This is a genomic window from Noviherbaspirillum sedimenti (assembly GCF_003590835.1).
GTDB classification, from domain to species: domain Bacteria; phylum Pseudomonadota; class Gammaproteobacteria; order Burkholderiales; family Burkholderiaceae_D; genus Paucimonas; species Paucimonas sedimenti.
In genome coordinates this window covers 4408596-4422095 of record NZ_QYUQ01000002.1, presented here as the reverse complement: position 1 = coordinate 4422095, position 13500 = coordinate 4408596, and the positions used below count along the sequence as shown (strand labels likewise).

Here is a 13500-nt window from a genome sequence, read left to right as displayed (position 1 = left end):
AGGAGAACGCGGCCATGCAAGAGTTCGACCATCTGGATGTCACGCATACCATCGACCTGACCGATCCCCCTGCGGTCTGCAACGCGGTGTGCGAATTGCTGGGCAAGGAAGATGCAGCAATCGACCGCAGTCTGATCAGCCGCGCGTTCGAGGTCTTCTCCAGCCTGTATGCCGGCACCCTGCCCGGTTACCACGGTTGCGAAACGCTCTACCACGACATGCAGCACGCGCTCGATGTGACGCTGGCATGCGCGCGCATGCAGGCCGGCCATGAATGCGCGCATGCATCTTCCGGGCGTCTGGGCGCCGGCCGGCTCGCGCTTGGCGTCATCGTCGCACTGTTTCACGATGCCGGCTATATCCGGCGCCGCCAGGACCGCCGCTGCTGGCATGGCGCCCAGTACACCTTGCACCATGTCGCGCGCGGTGGACGCCTGCTCAGCCATTTCCTGACACAGGAAGGACATGGCGACTGGGCGCGCCGCGCCGTCAAGCTGATCCATTTCACGGGCTATGAAATCCCGCTGGAGCAGATCCGCCTGGACGACCCGCTCGACCAGCGCCTGGGGCACCTGATCGGCACGGCCGACCTCATCGCGCAAATGGCCGACCGCGTGTACCTGGAAAAATGCCGTGACTACCTGTACGAGGAATTCGAACTGGGCGGCCTCACCAAACGGCGCCATGCCGATGGCAGCATCGAGGTGTTATACGACTCAAGCTGGGATTTGCTGAGCAAGACGCCGGCGTTTTACGCCGGCATGGTAAAAAAACGCCTCGATGCCGATTTCCGGGCCAGCTACCGTTTCGTGGAACCGCTGTTCGGCGGCGCCAATCCTTACATCGAGGCGATCGAACGCAACATGGGATATCTGCAGCAGGTGCTGGACGAAGGCCGCCTGCATGAATTGCTGCGGCGTCAGCCCGAACCGGTACTGGCGCCGGGGACACCCGGCAATTAAAAGCCGAGGTCGGCCAGCAAGTCGTCGACGTCGCCCTGCACCAGCGCCACACCCGGAGTTGAAGGCCCCGCCATCAGCTCGACATGCTTTTCCCTGACCGGCGCCGGCGCATTGTCCAGCAACAGCCGGGCCAGGTCTTGCTCGATGCCGTGGGTGACGCCCACGACCTTCTTGATGATCTGGCCGGTCAGGTCCTGGAAGTCCTGCGCCATCATGATTTCCAGCAGGCGCGCCTTTTCGCGCTCGCCCTCGGCGGCCACGCTGGCGGAAAATGCGCGCGCATCGGCGGCAAGCACCTTGAATTCCTCGATGCCGATCTTGCCGGCAAATAGCTGTGCCCAGCGCTCTTCCATCTCGCGCCCCTGCCGGATCATGGCTTCCTGCGCCGGCATTGCTGCTTCGAGCGTATTGAGCACCTTCACGGCCGATTGCTCGGTCAGCGCGGCGATATGCGCAAGCCGGTCCTGTGCATCGGCAATTTGCGAATTGGCCTCGGCCAGCGACTTGTCGTAGCCCAGCGAACGCAGGGAATCATGCAGCTGGCGCACGATGCTGCCCAGGCGCTCGTACATCGAAGCATCGACCGCGTCGGCGGAGTGCGCACCAGCGGCGGAATCGGCAGCCGATGCAGCAACGTCATCGGCACCGCGCAGATACAGCCCGGACACTGCCTGGTAATAGCGGTCCAGCCCGCCCTCATCTGCCGGCAACAGTGCAACGGCCGGTGCGGAAGCAGGTTCAGCCGCCGCTGTCTGGCCGTAGCGCACCGATTCGGCTTCGAACAAGGCTTCCAGATCGTCCGTTTCATTCGACATAAACCGCCACTCCGTAAAGGATGCACGCAAACGCAGGCATAGGGTTGCAGGATGGCGCCGACGCGCCTCGGGCTATGGTACAACGCTTCCTTCCCCAGCGCACCAGCGGACGCACCAAAAAAGCCGCGCGGCGCGACACTTTCAGCCGTCCTGCCACGACCTTTTCCTGATCCTGAAGTCGTGATCGGTGACGATCCTGGTTGCCTCGATCAGGCTGCTCAGACCCAGCAGCAGTTCGGTCAGCCGGCTGCCCGGCAAGGGCCAGATTTGCGAGGCCGGCGGGTTGCAGCCGGTGGCCGCGACAATCACCGGCGTCACCCAGGCCGCTTCCGGCGTCACATCCAGCAGGACATCGCCTTCCCCGGACGTATGCAGGAATAGCGCGCCGCCATGCGCAAGCCGAAAGCAGATGCCGTGGCGGCCGGCATGCGGCTTTTTGACCGCCTGCTGCAAATCCCTGTTGAACTGGTCGATCCAGGCTTCCACGTCATACGTGGTCGACAAAACGATCCATGGGCGCTCCCTGAGCTCGTCTTGTCGCGCGTTATCGCTGTCTTCCATCATTGCTGCATACTTTCCGCCAGGCCGATACAAAAAACGTCGAGTATCGCCATCCCGGCGAATTCTTGCAAGCGGCGGCGCGCTCTCAGGTAATATTGCGATGCAAACAACTTATCGATCAACGTATCAGCGCGCGGAGCAATATGGTTTATCCCGAACTGCAAAACAAATTCTTCCTGTTCCTGCTGGCGACCGTATCCATCGTATTCGGCTGGATCCTGCTGCCGTTTTTTGGCGCCATCTTCTGGGGAGCGGCGTTCGCCATCCTGTTTTCGCCGCTGTTTCGCAAGCTCCTGGTGCGCTTCGGCGGCAGGCGCAACCTGGCGGCGGCCGTCACGCTGCTGCTGTGCGTGCTGGTCGTGATCCTGCCGCTCATCCTGCTGGTATCCTCGCTGGTCAGCGAAGGCACCCGGCTGCTCGAAGCCTTGCGTGCCGCGCCGCTCGACTTCGGCGCCTACCACCAGAAGATCATGCATCTGCTGCCGGACTGGCTGGCCGGCATACTGGCGCGTCAGGGATGGACCGACATGACGGTACTGCAGGCGAAACTCAGCGCCGTGCTGGCGGAGGGCAGCCAGGTCATGCTGGCGCGGGTATTCAACATCGGCCAGGACACTTTCGATTTCCTGGTGAGCTTCGCAGCCATGCTGTACCTGCTGTTTTTCCTGTTGCGCGACGGCGCCAGCGTGGCCGACAGTATCCGCCGCGCCCTCCCCATCAGTAACGAACACCAGCGGCTTTTGGTCGGCAAGTTCAACACCGTGCTGCGCGCCACGGTCAAGGGCAACATCCTGGTGGCTGCGGCGCAAGGCGCGCTGGGCGGACTGACCTTCGCATTGCTCGGCGTGCCGGGGGCGCTGCTGTGGGGCGCCGTGATGGCTTTCCTGTCGCTGCTGCCGGCAGTGGGGGCGGCGCTGGTCTGGGGGCCGGTGGCAATCTACCTGCTGGTCACCGGTGAGCTCTGGAAAGGCGTCATCCTGATTGCCGTTGGCACTTTAGTGATCGGCATGATCGACAACGTGCTGCGCCCCATCCTGGTGGGCAAGGACACGCAAATGCCGGATTACCTCGTGCTGATTTCGACGCTGGGCGGGCTGGCGCTGTTCGGGCTTACCGGCTTCGTGCTGGGGCCGGTAGTGGCGGCGTTGTTCATCGCCGCATGGGACCTGTTCCGCATTGAAAAGGAGGGACGCAAGGCTTAGCTTGCGTTGCCCTTGCGTGCCGGTGCGGCTCAGTACTGCTTGTACGGCAGGAACTTGCCGCTCAAGACGACATTGACGCGATCGCCCTTGGGGTCGGCTTCGCGCGTGATATCCATGGAAAAGTCGATGGCGCTCATGATGCCGTCGCCAAACTCTTCATGGATCAATTCCTTGATGGTGGTGCCATACACGCTGACGATCTCGTACCAGCGATAGATCAACGGATCGGTCGGCACCGGCGTCGGCAACGACCCCTTGTACGGCACGATCTGCAGCCAGGCGGTTTCCTCGTCGGTCAGACCGAACAGTTCCTTGGCCACGGCTGCCTGCCTGGCATCGAAGGTCATCTGCCCCAGCATGGCGGCGGTCGTCCATTCCTTGCTCTGGCCGATTTTCTCGGCAATCGCTGCCCAGCTCAGTTTGTTTTTGACTTTGGTGGTCAGGATTTTTTTCGTCACTTCATTGCGGTCCATGTAGCACTCCTTGTTGGTGTAAATAAAGAAAAGCAAGGCACGTGCCAATCACATGGCGCGAATTCGCGCGAAGATCACGGTTTCAGTGCAGAGGCGGGAATCAGTTCGGTGCGTACGGCGGCAGCGCCCCATTTGGAAGCAATATTATTTTTTCGATATGCAGGGATTACCCTGGATATAAAAGCGCAATTCGCGACCGGACCACTCGCCGGCGTAATCGACGCCGATGCGGGGTCGATTGACGATGGTCTGCGATTGCGGTGCGCCGTCGTCGGCGATATATAAATCGTCGCTCGACAAGTCATGCGCATTCAGGCGCAAGTCAATCCCCATCGCTTTGCACAGCAGGCCCGGCCCGCTGGTTTTGCCGTCCAGGTTGCGGATCGGCTCCAGCGCCCGCAACAATACGGCGGCGCCGTTCCCTTCGCGCTCGGTCACCACATTGATGCAGTGGTACATGCCATATATCAGGTAAACGTAGGCGAAACCGGGCGGACCGAACATGACCCTGGTGCGCGGGGTAATGCCCCGGGATGAATGCGCCGCCAGGTCATGCACACCGATATAGGCTTCGGTCTCGACGATGCGGCCGATATGGGGCACGCCGTCAATCACATGGACCAGATACTTGCCGAGCAACTCGCGCGCGACCTTGACCGTGTCGCGCGCGTAGAAGGAGCGGGGCAGCTTGCGCATCGTTTTCGTACAGGCATTCTTAATTTACTGGCGTTTCCAGCCGGTACGGCTTAAATAAACTGGACACTACTGAATTCCATTCTGTCTATATAGCCTAGACAGGCTCTTTGCCATTTCTGCACAATGCCAGCCCCAAGTCGGCGCTTTTACGATGCGCCTTTCGAAGCCAGCATTGCTACTATTTTGGTGACCGCATGGCCCTGTCAGGTTTGCCGCCAAAGGAAATCCAGGCCACCCCTGAAGGGCCACATTGAACTAATCGGTAACCGGGTAAGACTGCGTTGTGATTATCCCGAGCGGTGTCGTCACTTTCACCGTCAATAATCCACTTGCGACCTGGTTGATGCAAGCAAGAGCTGGCGCGCCGCCTTGTACGGCATCGCTCTGAATAAGCACCGGATATATCCACGCTGCAGCGCTCGGCTCATTGGTATTGGGCACGATAAAGCTCGCGCCGCTCAGTATCGTGCCATTGGAAGCAGTGAACTCAATCTTTGTACCAGCCGGTAGAATATTTCCGGGCAAATCAAAGGGCAGAACCAGTGGCGCGACACCCGCCTTATTACCGGGAAATACTGTCACGTTACCGTCCCGAATGGCAAGGCGGATGGTTTTTGCCGTGTTCGCAAACGCCGTGCCGTCAACACAATGGCTCAAGGCGACCGGCACAGCGTCAATCGCCGTAATATTCGCCTCGCTCGTGGACAACACCTGAACCAAAGCGCCGCGCACATGAGTCGCCTGATTGTTGAAGGTCTGAGGAGACTTCAGGACCCCATTATAAATTACATCGCCTAAGCTAGTCCACGTGCCGCTCGAATTGGTGTCGATGAATATTTCACCTGGAGCCCGAGTCGCGTTGCCCGTCGCCCAGATATTATCGGGGTTCGCCGGAACAAGTGAGTTTGCAATCACGCCCCAGTTTGCGTTTGCGTTCAGATTTGTGATTGCGCGATCATTTCTGAATGGTTCTCCCAGATCCTGGAATTCTTCACCGGATTCAAACAGGTTATTTCCGTTCGTATCGGCAAAGCTTTCCTCGCCCAGTGCATAAGCAAGGATAGTTATGCGTCCGTCGGCGGGACGCGGGCTTGCGGCGCAGAACCGCACGCTGCATTGGCCGGGAATACCTGGCTTTAGAACCTTGGTGCCGTCGGTCTGCGGGACCTGGATCAGACCTGTCAGACACGATGCATCGATCGCGCCTCCTTCGGCGGTGAAGCTTACGGCGGTACCATCGGGCACAGGATTATTGAAGTGGTCGGCAAGACTGACCCTGACCGTCGAGCCAACCGGGCCTTCGCAACCGTCGTGATTCATGCCTTCGACATTGAATACCTGAGTACTCAGCGAAAAACTGTTTTGATCAGGTACGCCCGTCGATACCACAAGCTGATCAGACAAGGTGCTGATCGAAGTACCAGCCAAGGTCGCCGTCACGCGCACCGGTGTATTGACAGTCCCGGCTACGACAACAATGGACACGGCACCATCTGCAGCTGACGTCGCAAAAACCGTTCCAAGTGCGGGCGCAGGGGGAAGTGATGGACTCAGATCAAGTCCGCCTAACCTTGTATTCAAGGAAAAACCGACGCTTTGTCCGGAAACAGGATTGCCATTCGTGTCAAGCACCTTGAAAGTCAAGGTAGAGCTTTCCTGACGACCGGCGCCGCCAGTGCCTTTCAATGCAATATTTTGCGGTAGCGCCGAAACGAATGCGATCTGGCCGGCTGTCGCTCCCAGCACGGTCACGGTTCCGGTCTGGGTAAAGGTCGCACCGCCCAGGCTGGTTGAAGCCGTGATCGTGTCAGCTCCGCCACAGCCCTTGTCCGTGTATGAAGTGCTCGCCACACCGTTTACCGTGGTAACCGGCGAGCTGATCGTCGCTTTTCCCGCAGTCGCGCACGGGGAAGTGAAGCTGATGGACTGCGCGGAAGTGAACGGGCTCGACCCGTTCAATACAGTCACACTGAGGCTTGCCGTTCCACCAGCCGAGAGGCTTGCGGGCGTGATCGTCAGTGGATTCAGCGTGAGCGTCGGAAACGTGACCGTGTACCCGGCCGCTCCCGTGGAAGTCGAACTGCCGACGGCGGCGGTGGCTGTCACCGTGAATGCGCCTGCCTGGGTCCCCGCTGGCAAGCTTACCCGCGCCACGCCGCTCGCATCGGTCAACGCCGTGCCGGACGAAGGCACGAACGCACCTGTTTTATCCGTCGTGGTGAAGGTGACCGCGATGTTTGGCGCGGCGTTCCCCTTGCTGTCTTTCACTGACGCTTGAAGCGTTCCGGCGCGGTCAGGAGAAACCGATGTGATGGTCGCGCCGGCCGCGTCGGTCAATGAAAGCGTAAGCGGGGCGAGTGCTGCCGAAGCTGCCGAAGTTGTCGACGTGGCCGAGCCAGTGCTTGCCCCGCACGACGGCAAATTCGGATTGCGCGCTGGATCGAGGTTCGTACATCCTTGATCGGCCCCGCCGCCGCCGCCGCAAGCAACCAGCAATCCACCCAGCATGCCGACCGCGAAAAACTTTGCTTTCCTTGCGAGTCTCATATTCTCAAACATGTTCCGCTCCCTATTGTTATTCAATGCGAAGTCAATAATGTGATCCGTTCAGTTCGTCGCCACGTTCAATGCCAAAGGCGACTCGATAGCCGAGCCTTCGATCCGGGCCATCTGCGCGACAACGTCTTTCCCCAGGACCAGCCGCACATCGGAATTGCCCGAAAAGTCATTGACCGGTACCACAACCGCATAGCCTCGCAACGCGATCTGCAATGCTTGCGCCTCCTGCTTGTAACCGACCCGATACTGGATCTCCGTATTCAGATGCTTAAAGGGACGTTGATTGCTAAGCCGATTCACTGCGATGCCGCGTTGGCCTAGCACATGCCTCATCCGCCTTGCCATGCCGGTGATGCCGTTGCCATTGGCGATTTCCACATTGAACGTTTTGGCAGCGGTAACGATAGCAGGGGCGGAGGTCGCAGCTGCCAAAGCCGGTTTCTCGACAGACCGTTCAGCGACGACTGGCGTGACAGCGGCTTTCAGCTTGAGCTCATACACGTTGGGCACAATCTGCACCACCTCCATGCGCGATTGCGGCACCGACGGCGGGACCACGTTTGCGAGCCCCTGCGGGCGTGTAGCGGGCGCCGGCGGGGAAAGCTCCATGGCGACTGCAGCGCGCTCGCCATGGCTTGCCAGTGCCGTCTGCACCGCCTTCAGATTGTTACGTGCCCACTCGTTTCCTGAATCCAGCACCAGTGCGCGTTGCAGGGTTGTCACTGCCGCATTGAAATCACCCTGCAAATAGTAGACATAACCAAGGTTGTTATACGGATGCGCAACCGCGGGGAAGTCGGCAACGAGTTGAAGCAGCAAGGCCTTCGCCTCATCCAGCCTGCCTTGTCGGGAATAAATGGCGGCGAGTGCGTTGCGCGCTTCCAATTGCCGGCGGTCGAGCGCGATCGATTGCGTATAGGCCTTGTGGGCAAGATCGAGGTTGCCGCGTTCCTGATAATATTTGCCGAGCTGATAGTAGGTTGCCGCGCTCTGGTCAGCAGAATGGCGCACCCGCAGCAGCGGCTGTATGGTCATTTCCTGTTTAGTGGGCGGCGCTACGCAAGCCTGCAACATGCATGCACCCAAGACAACTACGATCGGGCGGAGTTTGAACATCAGCTATCTCCTTATCAATTGCCGCCGCCCATGGTGGGCAACAGCACGCGGTAAATCTGAATGAATGCCGGCCCCATCAGCACTACCAGCAACGACGGGAAGATAAAAAAGATCAGCGGAAACAGCAGCTTCAGCGCGATTTTTGCCGCCTGTTCCTCGGCGCGCTGGCGACGCTTGGTGCGCAACTGGTCGGATTGCACGCGCAGCGAATCGGCAATGCTGGTGCCGAAACGCTCCGCCTGGATGAGCATGGCTACCAGCGCGTCGACATCCTCCACGCCGGTCCGAAGCGCCAGGTTGCGCAACGCCTTTTCCTTGGCGCTGCCGGCTCGCAGCTCGAGCGTGACCAGGTGCAGTTCATCGGCGAGAACCGCACTCTTCAAGCCGATCTCCGTAGCGACGCGGGCAAGCGCGGCGTCCATCGCAAGCCCTGCCTCCACACAAACGGTCATCAGGTCGAGCGCATCAGGAAAGCTCTCGAAGACTTCGCGCTGGCGGCGCGCGATCAGGTTACTCAACAAAATATTAGGCAGGTAATACCCGATGGCCGCCGCGCCGAGCAGCCAGAACAGGAAAGTGTTGGCGCCGTACTTGGCGCCGGAGGTACTCAGGACAACAAACGCCGTCAGCGGCAGGCCAACGGCCAGCACGGTTTTGGCTGTGAAGAATATGGCCGGAGCGGAACGGTGGCGGAACCCGGCATTCATGAAACGGGTACGAAGGATTGAATTTTCCCAACCATCATCGGGCACGGAAAGCTTTGCCAGCGGGCCGGTCAGTTTGATGATTTGCGCCACCCATGGACTGGGCTCTCCGCCGGCAGCCGAGGCTGGCCGACCGATGACAGCATCCAGGCGGTCCTGCACGGGGTTCGAAGCGAACAGGCGCTGTGCCAGCATTACGACACCGAACACAAGCAGAAAAAGCAAGGCTAAAAACGCAAATTGAAGTGGGGTCATGGCGCTATTGCTCCTGAAAAATCTGGCTGGTTCATCTCACACCCGGATGCGGATAATCTTGCGCATTGCGAGGATGCCGAGCACCATCATTACGGCGGCGCCGGCCAGCATCTTGCGGCCGGCGGGATCGGTGTACAGCACCTCGAGAAACTCCGGATTCGTCAGTTGGATCATGAGCGCCGCCCCGAATGGCAGCAAGGACAGCACCCAGGCAGACATCTTGCCCTCGGCGGACAGCACGCGAATCTGGCCCATCAGCTTGATGCGGTCGCGGATGATGGCGCTGATGTTAGCCAGCAGTTCGGAAAGGTTGCCGCCGGTTTCCCGCTGGATCAGAACGGCGATCACAAAGTAGCGCAGATCGGTGCTGGGAACGCGCGTTGCCAGGTTCATCAGGGCCTCTGGCATGGCGATGCCGAAGTTGACCTCGTCGAAAGCGGCGCGGAATTCGCTTGCCAGGGGATCGTTCATCTCGTCGCCGACCATCTTCAGCGCGGTCGGAAAGGCGTGGCCGGCGCGCAAGGCCCGCCCCATGAGGTCCAACGCATCGGGCAGTTGCTGCTCGATGCGATTGAGGCGTTTGTCCTTCGCCCTCATGGCATAAAAAATCGGCAGCGTCGCTGCTGCGCCGGCGACCGCCAGCCGGAGCAGCAACGGCACGGCAAAGTAACCACCCGCAAAGAATGGGACGAGAAACGCCAGCAGGCTCATCCCGAGGAGTTCGGCGACACTCCAGGACAGCCCCGATTGTTGCAGCAGGCGGTCCAGCGTGCCAACGCGCGGGATCTGCAGCAGGATGCGCTGCATCGTGGGAGTCTGGCTCAGCAACCGTTCCTTGACAATCGAAATGGCCTGGTCACCGCCCTTCCCGCCCGCCGACATGACGCGTAACCGGCGCGCGACGCGCTCGGCTTCAGGTCCCTTGGCGGAATTCCAGGTGAGGTACACGCCCTCGACAAGGAGGACGACCGCGATGAAGATGAGCGTACCGAAGAGGTAGTAGAGGTAGTCCATGGCGGTCTAGTGATATTGCTTGGTCGGGTCGAACAGGGTTTCGGATACGGCGATGCCGAAGGTGCGCAGCCTCTCGAGGAATCGCGGGCGTACCCCGCTTGAACAGAAATGTCCCACCACGGCGCCGTTCTCGCCCAGCCCGGTCTGCCTGAAGCTGAAGATTTCCTGCATCGTGATCACCTCGCCCTCCATGCCGGTAATCTCCTGAATCGAAATCACCTTGCGCTTGCCATCGGTCAGCCGCGCCACCTGCACCACGACACTGATGGCCGAACTGATCTGCTGCCGCATGGCCTTGGTGGGCAGGCTCGCCGCCGCCATGCTGATCATGTTCTCCAGCCGCGTGAGCGCGTCGCGCGGGGTATTGGCGTGTATGGTTGCCATCGAGCCTTCGTGGCCGGTATTCATGGCCTGCAGCATGTCCAGCGCCTCGCCGCCGCGCACCTCGCCGAGGATGATGCGGTCCGGCCGCATGCGCAACGCGTTGCGCACCAGCGCACGCTGCGTGACCTCGCCCTTGCCTTCGATGTTCGGCGGACGCGTCTCCAGGCGCACGATATGCGGCTGCTGCAACTGCAGCTCGGCCGCATCCTCGACCGTCACTATGCGCTCGGAAGCGCCGATGAAACCGGAGATGACATTGAGCATGGTGGTCTTGCCGCTGCCGGTGCCGCCGGAGATCAGGATGTTGAGCTTGGCCTTGCCCAGTCCTTGCAGGATTTCCGCCATGTCGGCGGTCAGGCTCTTGTATTCGACCAGGTCGGCCAGGCGCAGCGGCTCGGCGGAAAAACGGCGGATCGACATGATGGGACCATCAATGGCCAGCGGCGGAATGATGGCATTGACGCGTGAACCGTCGGGCAGGCGCGCGTCCACCATCGGGCTAGACTCATCGATGCGGCGACCGACCCGCGAGACGATCTTGTCGATGATCTTCATCAGGTGCGCATCATCGGTGAAGGTGACGTCGGTCAGTTCCAGTTTGCCGCGCCGCTCCACATAGACCTGCTTGCAAGTATTGACCAGTATGTCGGACACGGACGGATCGGCCAGCAGCGTTTCCAGCGGGCCGAAACCTAGCATCTCGTTCTGGATGTCGCGGGTCAGGTTTTTTCGCTCGATGTCGTTGATGACGACGATTTCCTCTTCGAGCAGGCGTTCAACCAGCATCCTGAGTTCGTCCCGAATCTGCTCTTGGGAAAGACGCTGCATGCTTTCCAGGTCAACCCGATCAAGCAGGGTTTGATGGATACGGTGCTTCAGTGCCTGGTAAGCGCGGTTGTCAATGCCGCCCGGGCGGTGGCCTGCGAATTGTGCATGGCCGTTGGCATTGCCGTTCCCCAGACGGTCTCTGATTGATAGGCTCTCTGCTTTCATGGCGACATCTCCTTTGGCTAACATATTCTTGAATGCGGCGCATCAAGCGTGTTGAAAAACCCGCGAAAACCAACCCGGTGACCAACCCTGTGATGCCTCGGTGGCGTCTCCCGCCAGCGACCGGGAAAACTCCTGAAGGGACTTTGAAATCGGGCTGCTCCTGGCAAGCTTCAATATCGGCACTCCCTGGTTGACCGAAGCCGCCGCTGCTTCATAGTGGTTGGGCAGGGTCCTGAAGATGCTGGCGCCGTAAGCAGTTTGCAGATCCCGCAGCCGGATTTCGCCGCTCTTTTCATAGCGGTTCACGATCAGATGAATCTTGTCCTTGCGATAATCCAGGGAACGGAACACCTCCAAAAGCCGCTTGCCATCGCGGATATACGGCAGCGTGGTCTGCAGGATCGGAAAAATCATGTCGGCCTGGTCCAGCGCGCGAACGCTGACCGCGTCCAGGCTGCGACCGATATCAAGCAGGATGAAGTCGTATTGGCGCCGGGCCAGCTTGAGGATCGCATCGACATGCTCCGGCTTGACGTCGTTCGCATGCGCCGGGTCTTCCGGGGCGGCCAGCACGCCATAGTTCGGCGTTACGTTGAGCATGCTCGATGCAAGGAATGAAGGATCCAGCCGATGGATTTGCTGGGCCACGTCGGACAGGGTCGCCACCGGTTTTTGATCGGACACGAACAGCGATGCGTCGCCGAACCGCAAATTCAGGTCGATCAGGGCAACGCGCTTTTTTTCCAGCGTCGCCAGCGCATACCCCAGGTTGGTGGCGAGGAAGGTCGCGCCGCTGCCGCCCTTGCAGGAAATGAATGCTAGAACCTTGCCGTTGGCCTGCGAACGGCTGTCGAGCTTTTCCTCGATGCGGGCAATGGCGGGAAACAGGTTACTGGAGCTCACCGGAGAGGGCAACACCTCGCGCACGCCGGCGCGCATGGCCCGGAGAAGAAACTCGGGCGAGTGCTGCTGGCAAAGAAGAATGGGAGCCATGCGCGGATACGAATGAATCAATCGTTCCAGCCGCTCCAGGTCGCCGTCCTCTACCGACGGCTGGTCGAGCACCAGCACATCCGGCGGCGCGAGATCGACGTTCCCGGCCAGCTTTTCCAGCGTGCCGGAAACGATGTCCACCTGATCGGACGGGTTGCGCTCGCGGAGCAGCCTGGCTATCTCCGCAAGGTGTTTGTCATTCATTGATATGGCGGCGATTTTCAATTTAAGTCCCCGGCTGCGTGATGTGATGTAGCTTAGTTAGATTCAAATCCAAGGCTCTCTGCATGCATGGTGACAACCGATGTCGGCAGCGCGATGTTCAGAAAACTGAACAGACTGACCATCGGACTGTAAGCCACGCCGTCGATGGAAACGCGCACGGTGTAGATGCACTCGGCTGTTCGTAAAGCATCTCCGCAGGCTGACAGGTTGTCGCCCGGGTCGACTGGTAACGGGGCGGCCACAGCGCCAGCCTTATTCAAGTAGGCAATATTGATTTTGTCTGCTGTCACTTCGGCGCCAGCAGGAATCGATGTGCCGCCGAACAAGGCGATCGATTTGATGGAGGCCGTCTGGTCGATCCAGCGCACGACCGCTGCCCGCGCGGCGCGCCGGGTCACTTCCTGCATCGTGTTATAGACGTAGAGCATCCGACCGAATTCAAGAATCGCGAACAGGATGGTGAAAAACAGCAGGCAGACAATCGCAAATTCGACGGCAGCAGCGCCGCGTTGACTATCGGGTGGCAGATGGAAGGTTCGCATTTTTTT

General features: G+C 60.0%; 13 protein-coding genes. 2 read left to right on the top strand and 11 right to left on the bottom strand.

Annotation, left to right across the window (positions count from 1 at the left end; translation table 11 throughout):
* The first annotated feature begins 14 nt into the window (after nucleotides 1-14).
* Nucleotides 15-962, top strand: a complete 948-nt coding sequence (locus D3878_RS20510) for a hypothetical protein (protein ID WP_147384051.1) — start codon at nucleotides 15-17, stop codon at nucleotides 960-962.
* Here D3878_RS20510 and D3878_RS20505 read toward each other — a convergent pair.
* Both D3878_RS20505 and D3878_RS20500 read right to left on the bottom strand, forming a co-directional pair.
* Nucleotides 959-1777 (bottom strand): protein phosphatase CheZ, encoded by an 819-nt coding sequence (locus D3878_RS20505; protein ID WP_119787162.1) that lies wholly within the window; start codon nucleotides 1775-1777, stop codon nucleotides 959-961. The two genes, D3878_RS20510 and D3878_RS20505, sit on opposite strands and share 4 nt — an antisense overlap.
* Nucleotides 1778-1918: 141 nt before the next feature.
* A complete protein-coding gene (locus D3878_RS20500; RefSeq protein ID WP_338016817.1) occupies nucleotides 1919-2341 on the bottom strand; it encodes a hypothetical protein in 423 nt (140 codons plus the stop codon).
* 140 nt (nucleotides 2342-2481) lie between these two features.
* Between D3878_RS20500 and D3878_RS20495 the strand changes: the two genes are divergently transcribed.
* Nucleotides 2482-3540 carry an AI-2E family transporter gene (locus tag D3878_RS20495; RefSeq protein ID WP_119788045.1) on the top strand — a complete coding sequence of 353 codons (1059 nt, stop codon included), beginning with the start codon at nucleotides 2482-2484 and terminating at the stop codon, nucleotides 3538-3540.
* A gap of 29 nt (nucleotides 3541-3569) precedes the next feature.
* Here the strand turns inward: D3878_RS20495 and cynS are convergent, their stop codons facing one another.
* The 9 genes from cynS to D3878_RS20450 form a co-directional block, all read right to left on the bottom strand.
* Entirely contained in the window at nucleotides 3570-4013 is a 444-nt protein-coding gene (gene cynS / locus D3878_RS20490; protein WP_119788044.1) for a cyanase, read from the bottom strand.
* Between the two features lie 144 nt (nucleotides 4014-4157).
* Complete coding sequence (locus tag D3878_RS20485) at nucleotides 4158-4709, bottom strand: DNA-3-methyladenine glycosylase (protein ID WP_119787161.1); 552 nt, start codon at nucleotides 4707-4709, stop codon at nucleotides 4158-4160.
* Nucleotides 4710-4964: 255 nt separating this feature from the next.
* On the bottom strand, nucleotides 4965-7268 hold the full coding sequence (locus D3878_RS20480) for an Ig-like domain-containing protein (protein WP_119787160.1): 2304 nt from the start codon (nucleotides 7266-7268) through the stop codon (nucleotides 4965-4967).
* A gap of 48 nt (nucleotides 7269-7316) precedes the next feature.
* Entirely contained in the window at nucleotides 7317-8303 is a 987-nt protein-coding gene (locus tag D3878_RS20475; RefSeq protein WP_158592343.1) for a LytR C-terminal domain-containing protein, read from the bottom strand.
* Between the two features lie 95 nt (nucleotides 8304-8398).
* Complete coding sequence (locus D3878_RS20470; protein WP_119787158.1) at nucleotides 8399-9343, bottom strand: type II secretion system F family protein; 945 nt, start codon at nucleotides 9341-9343, stop codon at nucleotides 8399-8401.
* A gap of 36 nt (nucleotides 9344-9379) precedes the next feature.
* Complete coding sequence (locus D3878_RS20465; RefSeq protein ID WP_119787157.1) at nucleotides 9380-10357, bottom strand: type II secretion system F family protein; 978 nt, start codon at nucleotides 10355-10357, stop codon at nucleotides 9380-9382.
* Nucleotides 10358-10363: 6 nt separating this feature from the next.
* Nucleotides 10364-11734, bottom strand: coding sequence for a TadA family conjugal transfer-associated ATPase (locus tag D3878_RS20460; protein ID WP_119787156.1), 1371 nt, complete (start codon nucleotides 11732-11734; stop codon nucleotides 10364-10366).
* A 42-nt stretch (nucleotides 11735-11776) separates the two neighbouring features.
* The gene (locus tag D3878_RS20455; protein ID WP_233556407.1) at nucleotides 11777-12931 is read right to left on the bottom strand and encodes a CpaE/TadZ family protein; all 1155 of its coding nucleotides are present in this window, start codon (nucleotides 12929-12931) and stop codon (nucleotides 11777-11779) included.
* Nucleotides 12932-12984: 53 nt separating this feature from the next.
* A complete protein-coding gene (locus tag D3878_RS20450) occupies nucleotides 12985-13494 on the bottom strand; it encodes a TadE/TadG family type IV pilus assembly protein (protein ID WP_119787154.1) in 510 nt (169 codons plus the stop codon).
* Nucleotides 13495-13500: the final 6 nt, after the last annotated feature.

Excerpts from the sequence above, each read along its gene's own strand:
- D3878_RS20510 (WP_147384051.1), top strand. The coding sequence starts at position 15 with ATGCAAGAGTTCGACCATCTGGATGTCACGCATACCATCGACCTGACC.
- D3878_RS20505 (WP_119787162.1), bottom strand. The coding sequence starts at position 1,777 with ATGTCGAATGAAACGGACGATCTGGAAGCCTTGTTCGAAGCCGAATCG.
- D3878_RS20500 (WP_338016817.1), bottom strand. The coding sequence starts at position 2,341 with ATGATGGAAGACAGCGATAACGCGCGACAAGACGAGCTCAGGGAGCGC.
- D3878_RS20495 (WP_119788045.1), top strand. The coding sequence starts at position 2,482 with ATGGTTTATCCCGAACTGCAAAACAAATTCTTCCTGTTCCTGCTGGCG.
- cynS (WP_119788044.1), bottom strand. The coding sequence starts at position 4,013 with ATGGACCGCAATGAAGTGACGAAAAAAATCCTGACCACCAAAGTCAAA.
- D3878_RS20485 (WP_119787161.1), bottom strand. The coding sequence starts at position 4,709 with ATGCGCAAGCTGCCCCGCTCCTTCTACGCGCGCGACACGGTCAAGGTC.
- D3878_RS20480 (WP_119787160.1), bottom strand. The coding sequence starts at position 7,268 with ATGTTTGAGAATATGAGACTCGCAAGGAAAGCAAAGTTTTTCGCGGTC.
- D3878_RS20475 (WP_158592343.1), bottom strand. The coding sequence starts at position 8,303 with ATGACCATACAGCCGCTGCTGCGGGTGCGCCATTCTGCTGACCAGAGC.
- D3878_RS20470 (WP_119787158.1), bottom strand. The coding sequence starts at position 9,343 with ATGACCCCACTTCAATTTGCGTTTTTAGCCTTGCTTTTTCTGCTTGTG.
- D3878_RS20465 (WP_119787157.1), bottom strand. The coding sequence starts at position 10,357 with ATGGACTACCTCTACTACCTCTTCGGTACGCTCATCTTCATCGCGGTC.
- D3878_RS20460 (WP_119787156.1), bottom strand. The coding sequence starts at position 11,734 with ATGAAAGCAGAGAGCCTATCAATCAGAGACCGTCTGGGGAACGGCAAT.
- D3878_RS20455 (WP_233556407.1), bottom strand. The coding sequence starts at position 12,931 with ATGAATGACAAACACCTTGCGGAGATAGCCAGGCTGCTCCGCGAGCGC.
- D3878_RS20450 (WP_119787154.1), bottom strand. The coding sequence starts at position 13,494 with ATGCGAACCTTCCATCTGCCACCCGATAGTCAACGCGGCGCTGCTGCC.